20 protein-coding genes are annotated in these 19,842 nt (G+C 68.6%); 7 read left to right on the top strand and 13 right to left on the bottom strand.

All coding sequences use genetic code 11. From position 1 onward, the window contains the following. Positions 1–3: 3 nt before the first annotated feature. Positions 4–1,431 (bottom strand): TolC family protein, encoded by a 1,428-nt coding sequence (locus AC3WOE_RS02220; protein WP_492687921.1) that lies wholly within the window; start codon positions 1,429–1,431, stop codon positions 4–6. Between the two features lie 197 nt (positions 1,432–1,628). Here AC3WOE_RS02220 and AC3WOE_RS02215 point away from each other — a divergent pair, with 197 nt between their 5' ends. After that, positions 1,629–2,330, top strand: a complete 702-nt coding sequence (locus tag AC3WOE_RS02215) for a hypothetical protein (protein WP_492687919.1) — start codon at positions 1,629–1,631, stop codon at positions 2,328–2,330. An 11-nt stretch (positions 2,331–2,341) separates the two neighbouring features. Here AC3WOE_RS02215 and AC3WOE_RS02210 read toward each other — a convergent pair whose 3' ends face one another. The 4 genes from AC3WOE_RS02210 to AC3WOE_RS02195 all read right to left on the bottom strand — a co-directional run bounded on the left by AC3WOE_RS02210 (position 2,342) and on the right by AC3WOE_RS02195 (position 8,393). Next, a complete protein-coding gene (locus AC3WOE_RS02210) occupies positions 2,342–3,541 on the bottom strand; it encodes an HlyD family type I secretion periplasmic adaptor subunit (protein ID WP_492687918.1) in 1,200 nt (399 codons plus the stop codon). Further along, on the bottom strand, positions 3,538–5,907 hold the full coding sequence (locus AC3WOE_RS02205) for a type I secretion system permease/ATPase (RefSeq protein ID WP_492687917.1): 2,370 nt from the start codon (positions 5,905–5,907) through the stop codon (positions 3,538–3,540). The genes AC3WOE_RS02210 and AC3WOE_RS02205 overlap by 4 nt, the downstream gene beginning before the upstream one ends. Beyond that, positions 5,908–7,758 carry an O-linked N-acetylglucosamine transferase, SPINDLY family protein gene (locus tag AC3WOE_RS02200; RefSeq protein WP_492687915.1) on the bottom strand — a complete coding sequence of 617 codons (1,851 nt, stop codon included), beginning with the start codon at positions 7,756–7,758 and terminating at the stop codon, positions 5,908–5,910. A gap of 125 nt (positions 7,759–7,883) precedes the next feature. Continuing rightward, complete coding sequence (locus tag AC3WOE_RS02195) at positions 7,884–8,393, bottom strand: DUF1993 domain-containing protein (protein WP_492687913.1); 510 nt, start codon at positions 8,391–8,393, stop codon at positions 7,884–7,886. 123 nt (positions 8,394–8,516) lie between these two features. Here AC3WOE_RS02195 and AC3WOE_RS02190 point away from each other — a divergent pair, with 123 nt between their 5' ends. The 3 genes from AC3WOE_RS02190 to AC3WOE_RS02180 are packed head-to-tail and all read left to right on the top strand — an operon-like array spanning position 8,517 to position 10,625. Further along, complete coding sequence (locus AC3WOE_RS02190; protein ID WP_492687912.1) at positions 8,517–9,524, top strand: D-2-hydroxyacid dehydrogenase family protein; 1,008 nt, start codon at positions 8,517–8,519, stop codon at positions 9,522–9,524. Between the two features lie 10 nt (positions 9,525–9,534). Then, complete coding sequence (locus tag AC3WOE_RS02185; protein WP_492687911.1) at positions 9,535–10,086, top strand: chromate transporter; 552 nt, start codon at positions 9,535–9,537, stop codon at positions 10,084–10,086. After that, positions 10,083–10,625, top strand: coding sequence for a chromate transporter (locus AC3WOE_RS02180; RefSeq protein WP_492687910.1), 543 nt, complete (start codon positions 10,083–10,085; stop codon positions 10,623–10,625). Before AC3WOE_RS02185 ends, AC3WOE_RS02180 begins: the two co-directional genes overlap by 4 nt. A 167-nt stretch (positions 10,626–10,792) precedes the next feature. Here the strand turns inward: AC3WOE_RS02180 and AC3WOE_RS02175 are convergent, their stop codons facing one another. Next, positions 10,793–11,791: a GlxA family transcriptional regulator gene (locus AC3WOE_RS02175; protein ID WP_492687909.1), complete on the bottom strand. Its 999-nt coding sequence runs from the start codon at positions 11,789–11,791 to the stop codon at positions 10,793–10,795. 89 nt (positions 11,792–11,880) lie between these two features. On the opposite strand from AC3WOE_RS02175, the gene AC3WOE_RS02170 reads away from it, so the two are divergent. Then, entirely contained in the window at positions 11,881–13,062 is a 1,182-nt protein-coding gene (locus AC3WOE_RS02170) for an acetylornithine transaminase (RefSeq protein ID WP_492687907.1), read from the top strand. 4 nt (positions 13,063–13,066) lie between these two features. On the opposite strand, the gene upp is transcribed toward AC3WOE_RS02170, so the two are convergent. The 6 genes from upp to AC3WOE_RS02140 all read right to left on the bottom strand — a co-directional run bounded on the left by upp (position 13,067) and on the right by AC3WOE_RS02140 (position 17,126). Continuing rightward, positions 13,067–13,699 (bottom strand): uracil phosphoribosyltransferase, encoded by a 633-nt coding sequence (gene upp, locus AC3WOE_RS02165; protein WP_477933882.1) that lies wholly within the window; start codon positions 13,697–13,699, stop codon positions 13,067–13,069. A 33-nt stretch (positions 13,700–13,732) separates the two neighbouring features. Then, a complete protein-coding gene (rlmB, locus tag AC3WOE_RS02160) occupies positions 13,733–14,470 on the bottom strand; it encodes a 23S rRNA (guanosine(2251)-2'-O)-methyltransferase RlmB (protein ID WP_492687905.1) in 738 nt (245 codons plus the stop codon). Between the two features lie 15 nt (positions 14,471–14,485). Further along, positions 14,486–15,277 carry a polysaccharide deacetylase family protein gene (locus tag AC3WOE_RS02155; protein WP_492687903.1) on the bottom strand — a complete coding sequence of 264 codons (792 nt, stop codon included), beginning with the start codon at positions 15,275–15,277 and terminating at the stop codon, positions 14,486–14,488. Continuing rightward, a complete protein-coding gene (locus AC3WOE_RS02150; RefSeq protein ID WP_492687901.1) occupies positions 15,277–16,002 on the bottom strand; it encodes an acetyltransferase domain-containing protein in 726 nt (241 codons plus the stop codon). Before AC3WOE_RS02150 ends, AC3WOE_RS02155 begins: the two co-directional genes overlap by 1 nt. Positions 16,003–16,008: 6 nt before the next feature. Further along, on the bottom strand, positions 16,009–16,437 hold the full coding sequence (locus AC3WOE_RS02145; RefSeq protein WP_492687900.1) for a hypothetical protein: 429 nt from the start codon (positions 16,435–16,437) through the stop codon (positions 16,009–16,011). A gap of 80 nt (positions 16,438–16,517) precedes the next feature. Next, positions 16,518–17,126, bottom strand: coding sequence for a DUF4124 domain-containing protein (locus AC3WOE_RS02140; RefSeq protein ID WP_492687898.1), 609 nt, complete (start codon positions 17,124–17,126; stop codon positions 16,518–16,520). Positions 17,127–17,193: 67 nt separating this feature from the next. Here AC3WOE_RS02140 and AC3WOE_RS02135 point away from each other — a divergent pair, with 67 nt between their 5' ends. Together AC3WOE_RS02135 and AC3WOE_RS02130 are read left to right on the top strand one after the other, a co-directional pair. Further along, the gene (locus tag AC3WOE_RS02135) at positions 17,194–18,270 is read left to right on the top strand and encodes a S1C family serine protease (RefSeq protein ID WP_492687896.1); all 1,077 of its coding nucleotides are present in this window, start codon (positions 17,194–17,196) and stop codon (positions 18,268–18,270) included. Positions 18,271–18,341: 71 nt separating this feature from the next. Then, on the top strand, positions 18,342–19,055 hold the full coding sequence (locus AC3WOE_RS02130) for a YebC/PmpR family DNA-binding transcriptional regulator (protein WP_492687894.1): 714 nt from the start codon (positions 18,342–18,344) through the stop codon (positions 19,053–19,055). Positions 19,056–19,134: 79 nt separating this feature from the next. Here AC3WOE_RS02130 and AC3WOE_RS02125 read toward each other — a convergent pair whose 3' ends face one another. Beyond that, positions 19,135–19,797, bottom strand: a complete 663-nt coding sequence (locus AC3WOE_RS02125) for a hypothetical protein (protein ID WP_492687892.1) — start codon at positions 19,795–19,797, stop codon at positions 19,135–19,137. Positions 19,798–19,842 lie beyond the last annotated feature (45 nt).

Below are 19,842 nucleotides of genomic sequence, written 5' to 3'. Positions count from 1 at the left end.
TGCCTAACGCAGAGGAGCGGCGACGCCCCGGCCCATGCTCCAGATGAGGGCGACGATCTGCTGGGCGTCGAACATCGCATTCACATGGGCGACGCGCATCGAGTAGTAATCGCCCTCGGCGGCCATCACGTCGAACAGCGAGCGGCGGCCCAGCTGCTGCCATTGCTGCAGCGTGGAGGCGCGCACGCGGTCGCTGTTGCGCAGGATCTCGACGATGCGGCGCGCGCGGTCCAGCGTGGACATGCCGACCTCGTTCATCTCCAGCAGGCGGTAGCGCTTGGCCTCGATGGCCTCGTCGCGCTGCAGCACGGTGGCGCGGTAGCGCTGCACGGCGGCGCTGGCCTGGGCGTGGGCGCCGGGCTGCAGGATCGGGATGGTGACGGACACGCCGGCGCCGATGTCGGACGAGCGTGACTCACCCGGGCCGCTACGGAACATGGCGGTGGCGCTGCCGGTCAGGTTGACGCTGGGCTTCTGGCCGGCGATGACGGATTCCGCGAAGCTGCGCTGCGAGCGCGCCTGCGCCTCGGCCTGAGCGACGTCGGCGCCGAGCAGGATGTCGCTCTGCATCTGCTCCAGGTCGGGCATGACCGACAGCTGGGCCGTCATGCCGATGCTGGGCGGCAACGGCTCGCCCACCAGGCGGCGCATGCGCACCTCGGTCTGGCGCAGGGCCGACATGGTCTGCTCCAGCGACAGGTCGGCCTGCTGCAGGCTTTTCTGCGCCTGCACCAGCTCGCTGGCGCGGCCGCGGTCGGCCTTGGTGATGATCTCCAGCGCATCGACCAGGCAGGCCATCTTGCGCACGTACTGGGTGTAGACCTGGCCCTGCAGCACATAGCGGCTGCGGTCCAGGGCCAAAGTGACGACGTTCAGCGACAGCTGCTCCTCGGCGCTGCGTTGGCCCTGCTGCGCGACTTCGGCCAGTTCCTTGCGCCATTCGGTCAGCTTGGCGATGCGGCCGAAGTCCCAGACCGGCATGCCGGCCGACAGGGTCGTGCTGAGCTGGCCTCCCCGGCCGACCGTCGTGCTGCCGACACTCTGGTGGATGCCGTTGATGCCGACGCTCAGCGACGCCGTCGGCAGGCTCATGGCGCGCGTCTCGTCGAGGTCGGAGCGGGCGGCATCGGCCAGCAGACGCACGGCGCCCAGGGCCTTGCTGCGCGACAGCGTCGCGTCGATCAGCGACTGCAGGGCGGCGCGCGGGTCGCCGTTCTGGGTTTCCAGGGCGCTCATGTCGCGGCCCAGGCGCGACAGGCCGGCGTCGTCCTCGTTGCAGCGGCCCTGGCCGGCCGGCGCTTCTGCCACCGGAGCGGGCGGCGGCGTGGCGGTTTTGGCCGGGCGAGGCTGCGCCAGCGCAAGCGAGCCGAAGACGGCGAAGCCGAGGACGGCGAAGCCGAGGGCGATGAGGGGACGGAGCAGGTACAGCATGGCTCCGTCACTAGACCATTGCAACCCCTGTCCCAAAGCCCGGAAAAGGGTGGGCGGGAGGGTCGTTTTCGGCGGCGACCCAAGCCTCCTGCCCCAGCCCTCAAGCCTCCGGTTGCAGCGCCGGCCCCTGCTTTGTTGGCATAGTCTCGACGCACCCGCCGTCTCCGGACGATTCCTCACGCACTGCATCAAGATCCATGACGCCCCACCGATTCTTTGCCACGCTCTGGCGCATCAACGCCATCCTCCTGCTGGTCGTCGGCATCCTGGCCATCATCGTTCTGGGCTCTGTGGCCTTCATGTTCATCAAGGATGCAACGCGGCCAAGACACGTCGACGACGTTGCCAGAGTCGCTGTCGGCGGTGACGTGGCCAGCAAGGCCATGCTCGGAAGCTTCGAAGACCTGCCAAGGACCGCGGTTTTGCGCGCGCCGCTGCGAATCAGGCAGTCGTATTCGCTCGGCTCGGTCTCCAAGGAGGCCTCGTCGGTCCGCAACTACCTGTACTACGAACCCGTCAGCAGAGCGACGCGGTGGCTGAAGCCCTCGATGGAAAGCCTGATCGTCCAAACCTGGTCAGTGCCGGAAGACGAACCCGGAGATCGCCATCGCGGCTGGGTCTCCAGCGTCTATGCCGTTGTCGCTGCAGACAGCAACGGTGACGGCGCACTGACCGAGTCGGACCTGATACAGATCGCAAGCTCCAACCCGGACGGCAGCAACTACCGGGTGCTGGTCGAGAAGGCCGATCGGGTCAACGAAGCCCGACTGCTCGCCGCCGACAAGGCGCTGGTCCTCTACTCCATGGGCGACAAACTGATGGCCGTCGAATTCAACCCGCAGCAAGCGCAAGCTGCTCCACAGCACTATGAAGTCAAGCTGCCAGTCGCTGCGCGGTAGTGCCAGAACGCCTACCTCTCGCGCAGCGCTTCCTGTGACTTCATCATCGGCCGCAGCAGATAGCTGAGCACCGAACGCTCGCCGGTCTTGATCTCGACCTGCGAGGTCATGCCGGGGATGACGGGCAGCTTCTCGCCCTTGTACTTCAGGTTGTTGCGCTCGGCGGTGACGATGACGCGGTAATGGCCTTCGCCCGACTTGTCGCCTTCGGTGACGGCGTCGGGGCCCATATAGGTGACCTTGCCTTCCAGGCCGCCATAGGTGTTGAAGTCATAGCCGGCCAGCTTGACCTCGGCCGTCTGGCCCAGGCGGATGAAACCGATGTCCTTGGGCTTGATGCGCGCCTCCACCAGCACCTTGGGGCCGATGGGCGAGATCTCGAGGATGGGCGCGCCGCTGGCGACGACGCCGCCGATGGTGCCGGCCTTGATGCTCTTGACGACGCCGTGCACGGGCGACTTCAGCACGGTGCGGGTCAGCGCGTCCTGGCGCACCACCATCTGCTCGTCGAGCTGGGCCATCTCGCTCTGCACCCTCACCAGTTCCTGGCTGGCCTCCTGGCGATAGCGCGAGATGCGCTCGGCGCGCTGCTGCTGGATCTCGTTGACCTGGCGGTTCAGGCGCATGACTTCCACGTCGCTCATCAGGCCGCTCTTGGACATGTCCTGGGCCAGCTTGAGTTCCTTGGAGATGAGCCCGAGGCTGCGGTTGACGGCCGCGACGGACTCGTCCAGCAGGTGCTTGCGCGCCTCGAAGGACTCGGCCTCGCCCTGGGCATAGCGGGCCTTGGCGTCGACGTCGCGCGGCCACTGGATGCTGGCGCGGCCATTGGCCTCGGCCGTCAGCCGCGCGGCGGCGGCCTTCAGGGCCAGCAGCTTGGCCTGGCCTTCGTTCTGCTGGGCCTCGACGCGGGTGGGGTCGAGGTCGACCAGTTCCTCGCCGACCTGCACCTCCTGGCCTTCGCGCACCTTGAGCTCGCGCAGGATGCCGGCATCCAGGCTGGCGATGACCTGCTCGCGGCCATCCGGCACGATGCGGCCGTCGCTGCGCGTGATCTCGTCCACCTTGGCCAGGGCCGACCAGGTGATGGCCACCGTGACGACGGCACACAGCAGATAGAGGGCCCAGGTCGCGCGCGGCAGGGGCTCGTCGATGTGCGCGGCGTGCAGGGCGCTGACGAAGACGCCCTCTTCCTTGGTCAGGACACTCATACGCTGGCGCTACGCTGCACGGGCTGGGCGGAAGGATGCAGGTGCACGCCCTCGCCGCCCTGGGCGCCGGGAGCGGCCGGGCGCACGCCGGACAGCGCCGCCAGCACCTGGTCGCGCGGGCCGTCCATGACGATGCGGCCGCCGTCGACGACGACGATGCGCTGCACCAGCTCCAGCACGGCCGGGCGGTGGGTCACGACCACCAGGGTCGCCGTACCGGCCGCGTCACGCAGCTGGCGCAGGAAGGCCATTTCGCTCTGGGCGTCCATGGAGCTGGTGGGTTCGTCCATCAGCAGGATCTGGGGCTTGGTGACCAGGGCGCGGGCCAGGGCCACGAGCTGGCGCTGGCCGCCGGACAGCAGCTGGCCCATTTCGCCGACGGGCAGGTCCCAGCCCATGGGGTGGGAGGAGACGACGCGATCCAGACCGGTCAGCTTGGCCACCTCGACGAGGCGGCCGGCGTCCAGGTGGGCGCGGCCCATCATGACGTTGTCTCGCAGGGTGCCGACGAAGAGACGCGGCTCCTGGCTGACGAAGCCGACGCGGGCGCGGTACTCGGCCGGGTCGACCTGGCGCAGGTCAATGCCGTCGACCTCCACCATGCCTTCGGTGGGCTGGTAGAGGCCGCCGAGCATGCGCAGGATGGTGGACTTGCCGCTGCCGATGCGGCCCAGGATGGCGACGCGTTCGCCGGCCTCCAGGCGCATGGTGACGTTGCGCAGCACCTTGGGTGCCGCCGCCTCGGTCGTCTGCTGGCCGGGATGGGCCTGAGGCGGATAGGCGAAGCCGACGTCGTGCAGGCCCACCTTGCCGCTGATCTGGGACAGCGGCACGTAGTTGCGGCTGCTGTCGCGCTCGACGGGCGCATTCATCATCTGGTTGAGCGCCTGCATGGCGGCGCGGGCGCCCTGGTAGCGCGTGGCCAGGCTGACGAGGCTGCCCAGCGGCGCGACGGCGCGGCTGGCGAACATGACCGAGCCGATCAGCGCGCCGGCCGAGATCACGCCGTCATGGATGAGGTAGACGCCCCAGACCAGGATGATGAGGTTGACCGCCTGCTGCAGCGTGCTGGAGAGGTTCATGCTCCAGCTCGACAGCGCGCGCGAGGTCAGGGCCGTGTCGGCCACCACGGCCGTGGTGCGCTCGTAGCGGCGCAGGAAGCGGCCTTCGGCGCCCGAGGTCTTCAGGTCTTCCAGGCCCTCGAGGGATTCGACGAGGGTGCCGTGCAGGTCGGCAGTCTCCTGCATGTTCGTGCGCATGGCCCGGCGCAGCGCGCCCTGGATGGCCCAGGACAGACCGATGATGACGGGCACGGCCAGCACCAGCACCCAGCCCAGCGGCCCGCCGATGACGAAGGTCATGCCGATGAAGATGACCAGGAAAGGCAGGTCCGACAGCGCCGACAGCGTGGCGCCGGTGAAGAACTCGCGCACCATTTCGACCTGGGCCAGGTAGGCCGCATAGGCACCGGCCGACGCGGGCTTGTGCTCCATGCGCACGCCCAGGGTCTGGCGGTAGAGCTTGGCGCCGATGACGAGGTCGGCCTTGCGGCCGGCCAGGTCGATGAGGTGGGAACGCAGCTGGCGGGCGAACAGGTCGAACAGCAGCGCCACCGAGGCGCCGACGGCCAGGGTCCACAGCGTGACCATGGCCTGGTGGGGGATGACCTTGTCGTAGATGACGGACGTCACCAGGCCCGACACCAGCATCAGCACATTGGACAGCAGGGCCGCCAGCATGGAGGCGCGGTAGTAAGGCGTGAAACGCTTCAGCGTGCCCCACAGCCAGTGCGACTCCAGCCCCTTGTCAGCCAGCTTCAGCAGCGGCGACTCGGCGCGCTGGCCCTGGGCGGCCTCCTGGCGCGACACGGCCAGCATGAAGCCGCTGTATTCGGGGTCCAGCTCGGCGGTCGTGGCCGGCACCGCGGCCGCCTCGGGGCCGGGGAAGACGACTTCGTAACGGCAGCTGCCGGCGGCGACCTGGGCCGGGTCGTCCAGGCGGCGCACCAGCACGCAGGCATCCCCGCCATTGAGCAGCAACACGGCCGGCAGCAGCAGCTCGTGGATGTCGTCGATGGACTTGCGCAGCAGGCCGGCGTTGTAGCCCGCCTCGCGCATGACACGGATGGCGCCGTCGGGTGCCAGCGGACCTTCCACCGGCGCCCCGGCGCGCAGCGACTCGGGCGAGCGCGGCCGGCCGTGGTGGCGGGTCAGCCAGGACAGGGCCTGCAGCAGCGGATCGCCGGCCGGCTGGTTGGCCAGGCCTTCCAGCGGATCGGGTGCCGGCGGCGGCTCGCCATTGGCGGCCAGGCGCAGGCCCGGCGCTTGCGGCTGGCCGTCGAAGAAGGGGTCGTGCTGGCGTGGCATTTAGGCCTTTTGCCTTGCATCGAGCGCCAGGCGCTCGAATTCATGCTCTATATCGCGCACGATGGCCGGGATGTCAAACAGCGGCGAGCTGTGGCCGTACTCGGCCAGGTAACGCTTGTAGGACGCCGCACGGGCGGGCTGGTTGCCGATCTGGATGGCGCGCTGCTCGTACTCCTCGAGCGTGGTCGTGATCAGGTCGGGCAGGCCGACGGCCGTCAGCAGGCTGCCGGCCATGCGGGAGATATAGGTCTTGCCGGAGCGCGTCAGGATGGGCGTGCCCATCCACAGGCAGTCGCTGGCCGTGGTGCCGGCGTTGTAGGGGAAGGTGTCCAGGAACAGGTCGGCCAGCGTGAAGCGGGCCAGGTAGTCGGCCGGCTGGGCGCGGCCCGCGAACACCAGGCGCTCGGGCGCGATGCCCTCTTCCACCGCGACACGGGTCAGGTTGGCCTGGGCAAAGGGGTTGTCGGCCAGCAGCCACAACACGCTGTCGGGCACCTGGCGCAGCACACGCATCCAGCAGCGCCAGACCTGCTCGCTCATCTTGTGGTTGTTGTTGAAGGCGCAGAAGACGAAGGCGCCTTCCGGCAGCCCCATCTCGGCACGGCTGGGCGCCGGGTTGGCGGCGCGGGTGCGGTCGCTGACCTGGTAGCAGTGCGGCAGGTAGATGGGCTTTTCGGTGTGATACGGCAGGGACTCCGGCGGCATCACGAAGCGGTCGGCCAGGATCCAGTCCACGCCCGGCAGGGCCGAGGTGGCCGGCAGGCCCAGGTAGCTGACCTGGATGGGGGCGCCACGGTAGGCCAGGATGCCCGGACGGGCGCCGCTGGTCAGGCCCTGCAGGTCGACGAGGACGTCGATGCCGGCCTCGGCAATCATCTCGGCGGCACGACGGTCGGGCACGCCGTGCAGCGGGGTGTAGTGGTCGAAGGCCGACTTGATGCGGGCGCGCAGCGGCGTGCCGTCTTCCTTGCTCCAGCTGAAGGCGTGGATCTCGAATTTGCTCTTGTCGTGCAGCCCGTAGAGCTCGGCCGTCAGCAGGCCCACGGCGTGCATGTGCAGGTCGCCGGACAGATAGCCTATTCGGATCTTGCCTTCGCGCTGGCGGCCCTTGTGCAGGGGCGGCTCGGTGACCTTGACGACTTTTTCCAGCACGAAGCGCTGGGCCGTCAGCAATTGCAGGGCCGGGTCGTCGCTCTCGTCCAGCATGCCGAGCAGCGAGGTGCTCATCAGCAGATGGTTGTGGGTGACCTCGCCGAAGGTCTGGTAGACCGGCCAGGCGCATTGCTTCTGGCGGATGTGGACATAGTGCTGGGCAACGTCGCCCTGGCGCGCGTCCAGCTCCAGCGAGCGGCGCATCAGCGCCTCGGACTCGTCATAGCGCTTGAGCTGCTCCAGCAGGCGGGCGGCGTTGTTGAAGGCGTGAAGGCGCAGGCTGAGCGGCTCGGCGCCGACGCTTTCGGGGTTCTCGTTGTCGTAGACCGTGCGCCATTCCGCCAGGGCCTCTTCCTCGCGGCCCTGGTGTTCCAGCTGGTGGCCGAGGTTCAGACGCGCCTGGGCGAAGGTCGGCGCCAGGGTCAGGGCCATGCGGTAGACGTTCTCCGCCTCGGTGTGGCGGCGCATCTCGCCCAGGATGGCGCCCCAGTTGAAGCAGGCCACATGGCGCAGCGGCGAAGCGGTGGCGGCCACCCAGCTCTGGTAAAGCAGCACGGCGGCATCCAGGGCGCCGGCCGCCTGCAGGCGCGAGGCCGCTTCCATGACCTGGGGCAAGGGCCATTGGCCGCTGCGGGCCAGCTCCAGCCATTGCTCGACGAGGGCAATTCCTTGGGGCTGTGCAGCGGTAGGCGTCGACATGTCCATGCGGAGGGCGGCGTGATCGGATGTTCCCCCGATTTTCAAGCCGCACCACCCCGTTGGGAGCGGGGAATAGGCTGCGGATTGCGCAGCATTTCCCACCCTGGCGGGGTCAAACTGGGGAATCAGCCCCCGAGGTAGTCGTTCTTGCCCAGCGGCACCCCGGAGTGGCGCAACAAGGCGTAAGTCGTTGTCGCGTGGAAATAAAAGTTCGGCAGCGCAAAGTGCTGCAGATAGGTGATGCCGTCGAACTTCAGCGGATCGCCGCTGCGGCGCGGGATGGTGATCTCGCGGCTTTCGCTGCCCTTGAAAGCGGATTCGGGCACCGACAGCACGAAGTCACGGGTCTTGCGGATGCGCTCGGCCAGTTCGTCCAGCGTGGCTTCGTTGTCCTCGTACTTGGGAATCTCCTGGCTGGCCAGGCGGGCCACGCAGCCCTTGGCGGCGTCGCTGGCGATCTGGATCTGCTTGGTGAAGGGCAGCATGTCCGGGGCCAGGCGCAGCGTGAGGTAGTTGTCAGCCGGGAACTTGCGCGCCTCGGCATGGGCCTTGGCGGCCTCCAGCCAGTTCAGCATGTTGGACAGCATCTTGGCAAAGGCCGGGACGCTCGCGGTGTGCATGGAAATCGAAGTCATCGGGTGTCTCCTTGAGGGAAAACTATCGTAGCGAGCACGCCCTGAGCCTGCATCGGCCGAGGGCACAATGCCCTAAAACGTGATGCCTCCAGGCCGACGACGATCTCGGCACGGGCCCCGACCATGAATGTGATCATCCTCGACGACTACCAGGATGCCGTGCGCAAGCTGCGCTGCGCGGCCAAGCTGGAGCCGCTGAATGCCAAGGTTTTCACCAACACCGTCAAGGGCATAGGCCAGTTGTCGGTCCGGCTGCGCGACGCCGAAGTCCTCGTGCTCATCCGCGAACGCACCGCCTTCCCGCGCCAACTGCTGGAAAAACTCCCCAAGCTCAAGCTGATCTCCCAGACCGGCCGGGTCGGCAGCCACATCGACGTCGAGGCCTGCACGCGGCTGGGCATCGCGGTGGCCGAGGGCGTCGGCAGCCCGGTGGCGCCGGCCGAGCTGACCTGGGCCCTGATCATGGCCTCCATGCGCCGGCTGCCGCAGTACATCGGCAACCTCAAGCATGGCGCCTGGCAGCAGGCCGGGCTGAAGGCGGCGTCCATGCCCGCCAACTTCGGGGTCGGCATGGTGCTCAAGGGCAAGACGCTGGGCATCTGGGGCTACGGCAAGATCGGCCAGTTGGTGGCCGGCTATGGCCGCGCCTTCGGCATGAAGGTCATGGTCTGGGGCAGCGAGGCCTCGCGGCTGAAGGCCGAGGCCGACGGCCACCAGGCGGCCCCCAGCCGCGAGGAGTTCTTCGCCGGCGCCGATGTGCTGTCCGTGCATCTGCGCCTGTGCGATGCCACCCGCGGCATCGTCACGCCGGACGATCTGGCCCATATGAAACCGACGGCCCTGTTCGTCAACACCTCGCGGGCGGAACTGGTCGTCGAGGGCGCCCTGGTGTCGGCCCTGAACCGCGGCCGACCCGGCATGGCAGCCATCGACGTCTTCGAGAGCGAGCCCATCCTGCAGGGCCACCCGCTGCTGCGGCTGGAGAACGCCGTCTGCACGCCGCACATCGGCTACGTGGAGCAGGACAGCTACGAGCTCTACTTCGACGCCGCCTTCGACAACGTGCTGAACTTCATCCAGGCGCAGCCGACGAACATCGTCAACCCGGACGCGCTGAAGGTGCATCGCTGAAGTTCCCGTGGTGAACCGTCCGCAGTCCCTCACCGAACTCTTCCTGGCTTTCTCGCGCCTGGCGCTGCAGGGCTTCGGCGGCGTGCTGGCGGTGGCCCAGCGCGAGTTGGTGGAACGCCTGGGCTGGATGAGCAAGGAAGAGTTCGTCGAGACCCTGGCCATCGCCCAGGTGCTGCCGGGGCCCAACATCGTCAACATGTCGATGATGATCGGCGACCGCTTCTTCGGCCTGCGCGGCGCTTTCGTCGCGCTGGCCGGCATGCTCGGTGTACCCGCCATCGTCGTGCTGGGCCTGGCCATGGCCTACGGCCAAGTCGCCTCCCACCCCATCGCGGCGAACACGCTGCGCGGCATGGGCGCGGTGTCGGCCGGCCTCATCGTGGCCACCGGCATCAAGTTGCTGCCGGCGCTGAAGAAGAGTCCGCTCGGGCAAATCACGGCTCTCGGCCTGGCGCTGGCGGCCTTCCTGCTGATCGGCCTGCTGCGCTGGCCTCTCGTCTATGTGTTGGCGCTGCTCGGCGGCGGAGGAATGCTGCTGGCGTGGTGGCGGATGCGGTCATGAACGCTCCCGTCGACCTCTTCAGCCTCTTCCTGCACTTCCTGACGCTGTCGCTGCTGGCGGTGGGTGGCGGCATCACGACGGTGCCGGAGATGCACCGCTTCCTCGTCGACAAGACGGGCTGGCTGACGGACGAGGGCTTCACCTCCTCCATCGCGCTGGCCCAGGCCGCGCCGGGGCCCAACATCCTGTTCGTCGCCGTGCTGGGCTGGAACGTCGCCGGGCTGGCGGGCGCGGCGGCAGCCATGGGCGGCATGATGCTACCGTCCTCGGTGTTGACGCTGACCGCCACGCGCTGGGCGCGCGCCAACCGTGAACACGTCGTGCTGCGGGCCTTCTCGGCCGGCATGATGCCGCTGACCCTCGGGCTGATCGTCGCCACCGGCTGGCTGCTGGCCCTGCCCTATCTGCGCGCCGAGGCCCACCGCTGGAGCACGGTGGCGCTGATCGCCGTCACCGTGCTGCTGACCCTGAAGACGAGGCTGGGCCTCGTCTGGATGGTGCTGGGCGGCGGTGTGCTCGGGGCGCTCGGCCTCGTCTAGACCCCGAAGCCGGCCTGGGTGGTCACCGAGCGCTTGCCGTTGCTGATGGCGCCGAGGGTGATGGTGGGCATGGAAAGCGTGGCCATGATGGCCTCCTTGAGTCAGGTCGGTGGCCGACCGGGCTTGGTCTACCTGCCTGTACTGACGCAAGTGGGCGCCCGCAGGGATCAGCGCCGCAGCGGTGAAATTTCACCTGCGGCCGAGGCGCCCGGCCGGAAGGCCGCCGGCGGCCGGCCAAGCAGGCGCAGGAAAGCCCGCCGCATGCGCTCGGTGCTGCCGAAGCCGCAGTCCAGCGACACCCGCAGCACTGACGCCGCTCCGCCCTCCAGCGCCGCCCGCGCAGCCTCCACCCGCAGGCGCTCCACCACCTGAGCGGGCGTGGCGCCGGTCTCGGCGCGAAAGCAGCGTGCGAAGTGACGCGGGCTCATGCAGGCCCGGGCGGCGAGGTCCTCGACGCGGTGGTCGCGCCGCAGGTCACGGCGCAGGTCGTCGAGCAAGGCCCCGAAACGTCCCTCCGGACGCTGCAACTCCAGCAGCGGCGAGAACTGCGACTGCCCGCCGGGTCGTCGCCTCTCCACGACGAGCTGGCGCGCGGCCTCCCGAGCGATGTCCTCGCCGTGGTCATGGGCCAGCAGGGCCAGGCAGAGGTCGATGCCGGCCGTCATGCCGGCGCTGGTCCAGAGCTCGGGCCGGCGCTGCTCGCGCACCCCGGGCTCGCGAACATAGATGCGATCCGGCTGCAGGCGAACCTCGGGGTAGTCGGTGGCGAACTGCCGGCTGCGCGACCAATGCGTCGTCGCCGTGCGCCGGTCCAGCAGGCCGGCCGCCGCCAGCACCAGGCTGCCGCTGCAGATGCTGGCGATGCGCGCGCCGGACTGCGCGGCGCGGCGCAGCCAGGCGAGGAGACGGTCGTCCCGGCAGGCACCGTCCACGCCATCGCCGCCGATGACCATGACGAGGTCGAGATCGCCCAGGCGGCGCGGCAGGGCCTGCACCAGCCAGTCGACGCCGGCGGAGCTGCGCACAGCGGGCGGTGAACTGGCCACGAGGCGCCATTCATAGCTGCCCGGCAAGGCCAGCCGGGCCAGCTCGAACACCGCCATCGGCCCGGCCAGGTCGAACTGCTGGAAGCCCGGGAAGAGCACATAGGCGATGCGGCAGGTCATGGATGCATCTTGGCAGAAAAGGTGGGAACTGCGTCATGGCGGCCATGCCAGTCCAAACGCAAACTGCCGGTCAGCAACGAAGGACTGCCTTGAACACACCCGGACAAGACCTCATCACCATCACGCAACGGCCGGACACGGTGTTCGCCCACGGCCAGGGCGCCTGGCTGACCGACGAGGGCGGCAAGCGCCATCTCGACCTGGTGCAGGGCTGGGCGGTGAACAGCCTCGGCCACAGCCCGACGCTGATCACTCAGGCCCTGCTGGAGCAGTCCCGCCGGCTGCTGAACCCCAGCCCGGCCTACTACAACCGGCCGCTGCTGGACCTGGCCCGGCGGCTGATGGAAGTGAGCTGCTTCGACCGGGTCTTCCTGGCGAGCTCGGGCGCCGAGGCCAATGAAGGCGCCGTCAAGCTGGCACGCCGCTGGGGCAGCCGCCGGCGTGGCGGTGCCCACGAGATCATCGGCTTCGAGCAGGCCTTTCATGGCCGCACCCTGGCCATGATGAGCGCCTCGGGCAAGCCGGGCTGGGGCGACATCTACCCGCCCATGCCGACGGGCTTCGTGAAGGCGCGTTTCAACGACATCGCCTCGGTTGAGCGCGCCATGACGCCGCGCACGGCGGCCGTGATGATCGAGCTGGTGCAGGGCGAGGCCGGCGTCGTCGTCGCCGACCCGGGCTTCGTGAGTGAGCTGCGCGCGCTGACCGCCGAGCGCGAGGTGCTGCTGATCGTCGACGAGGTGCAGACCGGCATCGGTCGCTGCGGGACGGCCTTCGCCCACGAGCTCTACGGCATCGAACCTGACCTGATGACCCTCGCCAAGGGCCTGGGCGGCGGCGTGCCGCTGGCCGCCCTGCTGTGCAAGGAAGAATTCAACTGCTTCGAGCCCGGCGACCAGGGCGGCACCTTCTGCGGCAATCCGCTGATGGCCGCCGTCGGGCTGGCGGTGGTGAACGAGGTCTGCCGGCCGGGCTTCCTCGCCGGCGTGCAGGCGCGCAGCCAGCAGCTCAGCAGCGGCCTGCAGGAACTTGTGCGGGACCTGGGCCTGCTGGGCGAGCGCGGCCAGGGCCTGCTGCGGGCACTGGTGCTGCCGTCAGACGTCGCGGGTGAGGTGGTGGCTGCGGCGCAGGCGCTGGAACCTGTTGGCCTGCTGCTGAATGCGCCCCGCCCTCACCTCATTCGACTGATGCCCGCGCTGAACATCAGCGCGGCCGAAGTCGACCAGGGGCTGGCGCTGCTGCGTCGGGCGCTGAGCGAGGTGCTGGGCTGAAAACTCAGCCTTGGGTCGTGCCGAAGATCTTGTCGCCCGCGTCGCCCAGACCCGGGATGATGTAACCCACGTCGTTGAGGTGGCTGTCGATGGCGGCCGTCCAGCAGCGCACATCGGGATGAGCCGCCTGCAGGGCCTTCACGCCCTCGGGTGCAGCCACCAGCACCAGGGCCCGAACGTCCTTGCAGCCGCGCGCCTTCAGCAGGTCGACGGTGGCGATCATGCTGCCGGCCGTGGCCAGCATGGGGTCGATGATGAGGGCGGTGCGGGCATCGAGATTGCCAACGAACTTGTCGAAGTAGTTCACCGGCTTCAGCGTCTCGTGGTCGCGCGCGAGGCCGACGACCGAGACCTTGGCGTTGGGCAGGATGTCCAGCACACCGTCCAGCATGCCCAGGCCGGCGCGCAGGATGGGCACGACGGTGACCTTCTTGCCCGAGATCTGGTCGACCTCGGCCGGGCCGCTCCAGCAGTTGATGGTGACCTTCTCGGTCGGGAAGTCGGCCGTGGCCTCATAGGCCAGCAGCCGCGCCACCTCGCCGGTCAGCTCGCGGAACTTCTTCGTCGAGATGTCGGCCTCGCGCATCAGCCCGATCTTGTGCTTGACGAGGGGGTGCTTGACTTCGATGACGGCCATGACGGGGCTCCCAATTTTTCTGAATAGTCAGAATTATCGACGCTGGCGCAAGGCCTCGTAGAGGCAAACCCCGGAAGCGACGGAAACGTTCAGGCTCTCTACAGCCCCGGCCATCGGGATGCGCACCAGTTCGTCGCAGGTCTTGGCCGTCAGCTGGCGCATGCCCTCGCCTTCCGCGCCGAGCACGAAGGCGATCGGGCGCTTCAGGTCCAGGTCGTAGATGGAGCGCTCGGCCTGGTCGGACGTGCCCACCACCCAGATGTCACGCTCCTTCAGCTCATTCAGCGTGCGAGCCAGGTTGGTGACCATCAGATAGGGCACGGTCTCGGCCGCGCCACTGGCCACCTTGGCCACCGTCGCATTCAGGCCGACGGCACGATCCTTGGGCGCGACCACCGCATGCGCCCCGGCGCCGTCGGCCACGCGCAGGCAGGCGCCGAGGTTGTGGGGGTCGGTCACGCCATCCAGCACCAGCACCAGCGGCGGACCTTCGACGGCGTCGAGCACGTCATCCAGGGAATGCGGCTGGGCGATGGCGGCCACACGGGCGACGACGCCCTGGTGGCGCGGGCTGCCGGCCAGCTGGCTCAGGCGCTCGTCGCTGCTCTCCACCAGCTTGGCGCCGGCCTCCTTGGCGCGCTCGACGAAGGCACGCATGCGCTGGTCGCGTCGGGCCGGGTCGAAATGGACCTCGGCGACGGAGGCGGGATGGGTCTTGAGGCGGACGGTGACGGCATGGAAGCCGAACAGGACGGACTTGGGGGAACTCATGGCCGCATTGTCGGTTCAGCGGCCGGCTTGCTTGCGAGCGTTCTCCATGATGTTGACCATGGTGTCGGTCCAGAAGCGCGTCTTGTTCTTGGCCAGATGGTCCAGCAGTTGGTCGTGGGCCTCGCGGGTGACGCTCAGGTACTCGGCACCGACGCCATGGAAAAGCAGGACCACCGGTGCGTGCTCGGCCGCCGCCTTCTCGACCAGCGCGATCAGCTGCTCACCCGTCCAGCCCTCGACGAAGTAGACCGGCATGGCGTAGGGATCCAGGGCGGCCGTGTCGGTCACCAGACCGGGGCCGGCAGCGCGAAAGGCCACGAAATGAGGCTTGAGGGCTGCGACGAAATCCTGGCCACCGGCTTGCATGTCCAGACAGGGCGGTGTGAAGGTGCGCTTGGTCTTGCCGTCCAGGGCCTGCAGCCAGGTGTTGGCGGCGATGACCTGCTCCTGCACGGCGGCCGCCATCTGTTTCTCCAGGTCACGATGCGCTTGCACCCATTCCCGACCCGGCCCCTTGGACGAGCAGCTGTGGAAGAGGCTGTGATTGCCCAGCTCATGCCCGGCTGCGGCCGCGGCCTTCCATTCGTTCTGGCGGCCTGGCAAGGTCGGACCGTTGATGGGGATGTAGAAGCTGGCGCGCAGGCCGCGCTTGTTCAAGGCCGGGATGACATGGTCGAGCTGGCTGTCCAGCGCGTCGTCATAGCCCAGGCTGACGGCGGCCTGGGCGCCGCCCGGCCACGCGAAAGGCGCCGCTGTTGCGGCCGCCGCGACAAACAGGCCAAGCACGGCCACGAGCATCTTTCGCATCACATTCCCTTCAAGACCTGAACCACGATCAGCAAGCCGATCAGCACCGGCTGATGGACCATGTAGAAACTCAGCGACCAGCGCCCCAGCACGGCCAAAGGCCGCGGCGCGCCGCCGGCCCAGACCTGGGGCCGCATGCGCGTGACCACGAAACCCAGCAACATGACACCCAGCCAGGGCAGCACCGGCACATAGTCCTCGGTGATGGGCTTGTGGGTGACGAGGCCGATCCAGTTGGTCCAGCGCGTGTCGAAGAAGGCAGCCTGCGCGAGGCGCGGCGCGGCGATGGCCAGCGCGGCCAGAGCCAGCAGCATGGCGTTGGGCAGGCGGCTCAGGCCCATGCGAAGCAGCAGCAGCATGACGGCGATGCCATGCAGCACGCCGAAGCTGATCCAGCTGTTGGGGAACATGAACCAGGAGCCCACCGACACCAGCAAAGCACAGCCGGCCACCTGGCCCCAGCGCTTCCAGAAGCGCCCGGCCCCCTGGCCCGCCATGACGGCGAAGGCCTGGCCGCCACCGGCGCAGAACAGGAAGAGGCTGACGATGCAGACGCGCTGCCAGGTCCAGACCGGGTCGCGGTAGAAGTCCTGGCGGATCCAGCCGAAGTGGTTGAGGTCGAAGCCGAAATGGAAGGCCGCCATCCAGACGATGGCCAGGCCGCGCAGGGCGTCGAGGCGGTCGGAGCGTGAAGACGACGTCGTGGCGGCGGCGACCGGAGGCATGCAGGACTAGGGGTTCGGCGTGGACGCCGGATTCTGCCGCTTCGGCACATAGCCGCGCTGCACAAAATCGGTATCCATCAAACCCTGCAGGGCCAGCAGCGGCGCCCGCTTGCCGCGGAGGGCGCGCCGGCTGCCCGCGGCGGCCTGCCGGACTCTCGCCGGCTGAACCGGCGCGCGCTCTTCGGCAACGGCTGAAGCGGCCGATGCCGGCACATCGGCGGCACCGGACGGCCCCGGCGCTGCCCGCGCGGACTCGGCCGCGGGGCCGTCGGCCACATTGGCTTTCAGTTCACGCGCCGGCAGGGGCCGGCCGCTCTTTTCGCAGGCCTGGTCGGTGTAGCGCACCTGACCGTCCTGTTCGCACCGCCACACCTGCTGAGCCGAGGCCAGGCCCAGCGTCAGTCCCATCGCCACACCCAGGGTTACGCGCTTCATTGCCGATCTCCATTCGCGGCCGGCACGGAAGGGCCGCGCAGGAGTTCATCGGCAAACGCCGTTCCGCCCTGGGAACGCCGCTAGGGCGTAGGAGAAGACGCCATGCCCTGCACTCTTTGCAGTTGCTGCTGCTGGCGGCGCTGCATCTTCTCTTCGGCGATGCGCCGGCGGGCGATGCGGTCGCCTTCGTCAGGATCGGCGGCGCTGTGCATGGCCTCGGCGCGCAGGCGGGCGTCCTGGCGGGCGCGGTCGCTGATCTGGGTCTGCGCGGCCTGGGCTTCACGGCTGATGACCCAGTCGGCATCCCGGTAGCGCCCCTGGCCGCTGCGGCACTGGCGCACGCGACGCACTTCGTCCTGCAGGAACTGCCGTTCGGCATCGCCCAGCGTCGTCGAGTTGGCCCGCGTCTCCATGCTGCGGACTTCGCTGTCGCCGGGGCAGGCATTGCCCGAGGCGACGGGCGGCGCAGAGGCCGCCGGGGCCCGGCCCATGGCGGCGTCCACGACCTCCGGCTTGATCGCCTCCACCACATTGGGCCGCAAGCTGCGCTCTGCCACCGGCTGGCCGGCCTGCGGACACGGCTTGTCGCTGAAATTGATCTTGCCGTTCACCTCGCATTTCCAGACCTGCTGTGCGCCGACGCCCGACATCGCCAGGCACAGGCCCAGCCCCAGGCCCCATCGCTTCATCGCCACGCGGCGATCTCCTACCAAAATAGCCATCATCACAAGCTTTCTCCCTGTTTGCGCCATGCCCATGCGTCTGCTGACACTTGCGCTCATCGTATTGCTCGGCGCGGGAAGCGCCCAAGCCCAGACCAAGACCCATGCACAACCCCGTGTCGTCAACGCCCGCGGCGCGCTGGACGCCGAGGAGCAGAACAACATCGGTGTCTTCAAACGCGTCAGCCCGTCGGTGGTGCACATCACGACGCTGTCCGTGCAAAGAGATTTCTTTTCCCTGCGCACCAGCGAGCAGCCGAGCGGCACGGGCACCGGCTTCGTCTGGGACGACGCCGGCCACATCGTCACCAACTTCCACGTCATCCAGGGCGGCGACCGCGCCACCGTGACGCTGAACGACCAGAGCAGCTACCCGGCCAAGCTGGTCGGCGCCTTCCCCGACCGCGACATCGCCGTGCTGCGCATCGAGGCGCCGCGCGACAAGCTGCCCGCCATCTCAGTCGGTGCCAGCCGCGACCTGCAGGTCGGCCAGAAGGTCTATGCCATCGGCAACCCCTTCGGCCTGGACCAGACGCTGACGACGGGCATCGTCTCGGCCCTGAACCGCGAGATCGAGTCGGTCACGCGACGCACCATCAAGGGCGCCATCCAGACCGACGCGGCCATCAACCCCGGCAACTCGGGCGGTCCGCTGCTGGATTCGGCAGGACGGCTGATCGGCGTCAACACGGCCATCTACAGCCCCAGCGGGGCGAGCGCGGGCATAGGCTTTGCGATTCCGGTCGACGAAGTGAATCGCATCGTGCCGCGCCTGATCCGCGACGGGCGCTTCATCCGGCCCGCCCTCGGCGTGACCGCCGGGCCGGAAAACCTGGCCAAGGCGCTGGGCGCGCCCAAGGGCGTGCTGCTCGTCAACGTGGCCGACGCCAGCCCGGCCGCCGCCGCCGGCCTCAAGCCCTTCGGCCGCGACCGCAGCGGGCGCATCGTGCAGGGCGATGTCATCACGGCCGTCGACGGCCAGGCGGTGGCGGACCTGGACGACATGCTGTCGTTGCTGGAGACCCGGCAGATCGGGGAGAAGGTGACGCTCAGTGTTTGGCGAAGCGGGCAGACGCGGAAGGTGGCGGCAACGCTCGGGAGTTCGGACTGAGGCCCACGTAAAGTAGTGCCCCAACCGAAGGCGTCGCCCGACGCCCGGCTCACACGACAGACAGGACACCCATGGGCGCGCAATGGAAAGCCAAACACAAGGACATCGCGGCCAATGCCAAGGGCAAGCTGTTCGGCAAGCTGGCCAAGGACATCATGATCGCGGCGCGCAACGGCGCTGATCCCAAGGACAACTCCAAGCTGCGCATGGCGGTCGAAGCCGCGCGCAAGGTGTCCATGCCCAAGGACACGCTGGACCGCGCCATCAAGAAGGGCGCCGGCCTGACCGGCGAGACCGTCCACTTCGAACAGGTCATCTACGAGGGGTTTGCGCCGCACCGCGTGCCGGTGATGGTGGAGGTGCTGACCGACAACACCAACCGTGCGGCCTCCGACATGCGCGTGCTGTTCCGCAAAGGCCAGCAGGGCACGCCGGGCTCGGTGAGCTGGGACTTCGACCACCTCGGCCTGATCGAGGCCGAAGCGGCGACGCCCGGTGCCGATGCCGACACCGCGGCCATCGAGGCGGGCGCCCAGGACCTGGTGCCTGCCGACGAAGACGGCGTCACCCTCTTCCTGACCGACCCGGCCGACCTGGACCTGGTCAGCCGCGCCCTGCCCGCCCAGGGCTTCACGGTCCTCAGCGCCAAGCTGGGCTACCGCCCCAAGAACCCCGTTGCCCCGGACAGCCTCAGTGCCGAGCAGCTCGAGGAGGTGGAGAACTTCCTGGCCGCGCTGGACGACAACGACGACGTCCAGCATGTGTATGCCGGGCTCGCCGGCTGAGTCTTCGGACTCCACAAAGCAGTGAAGCGCCCGAAGGCGCTTCACATCAGCGAATCCCGGGCCCTCGCGGGCCAGAAGATCAGCGGGCGTTCTTGCGACGGCTGACGCCGGCGACGGCCAGCAGGGCGCCGGCGGTCAGCAGCAGGGCCGACGGCTCGGGCAGGGCATGGGCCGCGACGCGAACGTTGTCGACACCGGCGCTGGACACATAACCGCCGAAGCTGTTGGTGCGGATCTGCAGCTGGCTGATCACGTCGCCGCCGGTGGCGATGACGCCGAAGAAGCCGCTCGTGAAGTAGCCGATGCCGCCACGGTCGATGCCGTTGACGGAGATCAGGTAGTTGTCCGTCGTGTCGGTATTGAAGAAGTCGAAGCCGATGGCGGTGGCGCCGGTCAGCGTGAAGGTCGACGTCGGGCCCTGGTTGCCGGCGCTGCTGCCCCAGCCGTAGAAGTTCTGGCCGGTGAAGCCGCTGGCCGGCGCGTAGTTGTCGCCGTTGTAGACGTTGTTGACGATGCCGCTGTAGTTGCCATGCGAGACGCTGCTCAGCGTGAAGTCGCTGTAGACGCGCGAGTAGTTGGTGGTCGTCACGCCGCTCAGCGGAGCCGACGCGAAGGTCTCGTTGTGCAGGCTGCCGGCAGCGGCGGCGAAGGCGCTGGCGTTGGAGTAGACGACGAAGCCGGCGTTGGCGGTGCTGGCGGCGGTCAGGGCAACGGCGGCGGCGATCAGGCTCAGGGTTTTCATGGGTGGAATTCTGAAAAACAGTAAAAGTGACGCAAAACCCTTAAG

The organism is Roseateles sp. FW305-36, from assembly GCF_058787015.1.
This window is presented reverse-complemented; position numbering and strand designations above follow the sequence as displayed.

What these genes read in the sequence shown, in the direction of transcription:
- AC3WOE_RS02220 (WP_492687921.1), bottom strand. Translation starts at nt 1,431, where the DNA reads ATGCTGTACCTGCTCCGTCCCCTCATCGCCCTCGGCTTCGCCGTCCTC.
- AC3WOE_RS02215 (WP_492687919.1), top strand. Translation starts at nt 1,629, where the DNA reads ATGACGCCCCACCGATTCTTTGCCACGCTCTGGCGCATCAACGCCATC.
- AC3WOE_RS02210 (WP_492687918.1), bottom strand. Translation starts at nt 3,541, where the DNA reads ATGAGTGTCCTGACCAAGGAAGAGGGCGTCTTCGTCAGCGCCCTGCAC.
- AC3WOE_RS02205 (WP_492687917.1), bottom strand. Translation starts at nt 5,907, where the DNA reads ATGCCACGCCAGCACGACCCCTTCTTCGACGGCCAGCCGCAAGCGCCG.
- AC3WOE_RS02200 (WP_492687915.1), bottom strand. Translation starts at nt 7,758, where the DNA reads ATGTCGACGCCTACCGCTGCACAGCCCCAAGGAATTGCCCTCGTCGAG.
- AC3WOE_RS02195 (WP_492687913.1), bottom strand. Translation starts at nt 8,393, where the DNA reads ATGACTTCGATTTCCATGCACACCGCGAGCGTCCCGGCCTTTGCCAAG.
- AC3WOE_RS02190 (WP_492687912.1), top strand. Translation starts at nt 8,517, where the DNA reads ATGAATGTGATCATCCTCGACGACTACCAGGATGCCGTGCGCAAGCTG.
- AC3WOE_RS02180 (WP_492687910.1), top strand. Translation starts at nt 10,083, where the DNA reads ATGAACGCTCCCGTCGACCTCTTCAGCCTCTTCCTGCACTTCCTGACG.
- AC3WOE_RS02175 (WP_492687909.1), bottom strand. Translation starts at nt 11,791, where the DNA reads ATGACCTGCCGCATCGCCTATGTGCTCTTCCCGGGCTTCCAGCAGTTC.
- upp (WP_477933882.1), bottom strand. Translation starts at nt 13,699, where the DNA reads ATGGCCGTCATCGAAGTCAAGCACCCCCTCGTCAAGCACAAGATCGGG.
- rlmB (WP_492687905.1), bottom strand. Translation starts at nt 14,470, where the DNA reads ATGAGTTCCCCCAAGTCCGTCCTGTTCGGCTTCCATGCCGTCACCGTC.
- AC3WOE_RS02155 (WP_492687903.1), bottom strand. Translation starts at nt 15,277, where the DNA reads ATGCGAAAGATGCTCGTGGCCGTGCTTGGCCTGTTTGTCGCGGCGGCC.
- AC3WOE_RS02150 (WP_492687901.1), bottom strand. Translation starts at nt 16,002, where the DNA reads ATGCCTCCGGTCGCCGCCGCCACGACGTCGTCTTCACGCTCCGACCGC.
- AC3WOE_RS02145 (WP_492687900.1), bottom strand. Translation starts at nt 16,437, where the DNA reads ATGAAGCGCGTAACCCTGGGTGTGGCGATGGGACTGACGCTGGGCCTG.
- AC3WOE_RS02140 (WP_492687898.1), bottom strand. Translation starts at nt 17,126, where the DNA reads ATGAAGCGATGGGGCCTGGGGCTGGGCCTGTGCCTGGCGATGTCGGGC.
- AC3WOE_RS02135 (WP_492687896.1), top strand. Translation starts at nt 17,194, where the DNA reads ATGCGTCTGCTGACACTTGCGCTCATCGTATTGCTCGGCGCGGGAAGC.
- AC3WOE_RS02130 (WP_492687894.1), top strand. Translation starts at nt 18,342, where the DNA reads ATGGGCGCGCAATGGAAAGCCAAACACAAGGACATCGCGGCCAATGCC.
- AC3WOE_RS02125 (WP_492687892.1), bottom strand. Translation starts at nt 19,797, where the DNA reads ATGAAAACCCTGAGCCTGATCGCCGCCGCCGTTGCCCTGACCGCCGCC.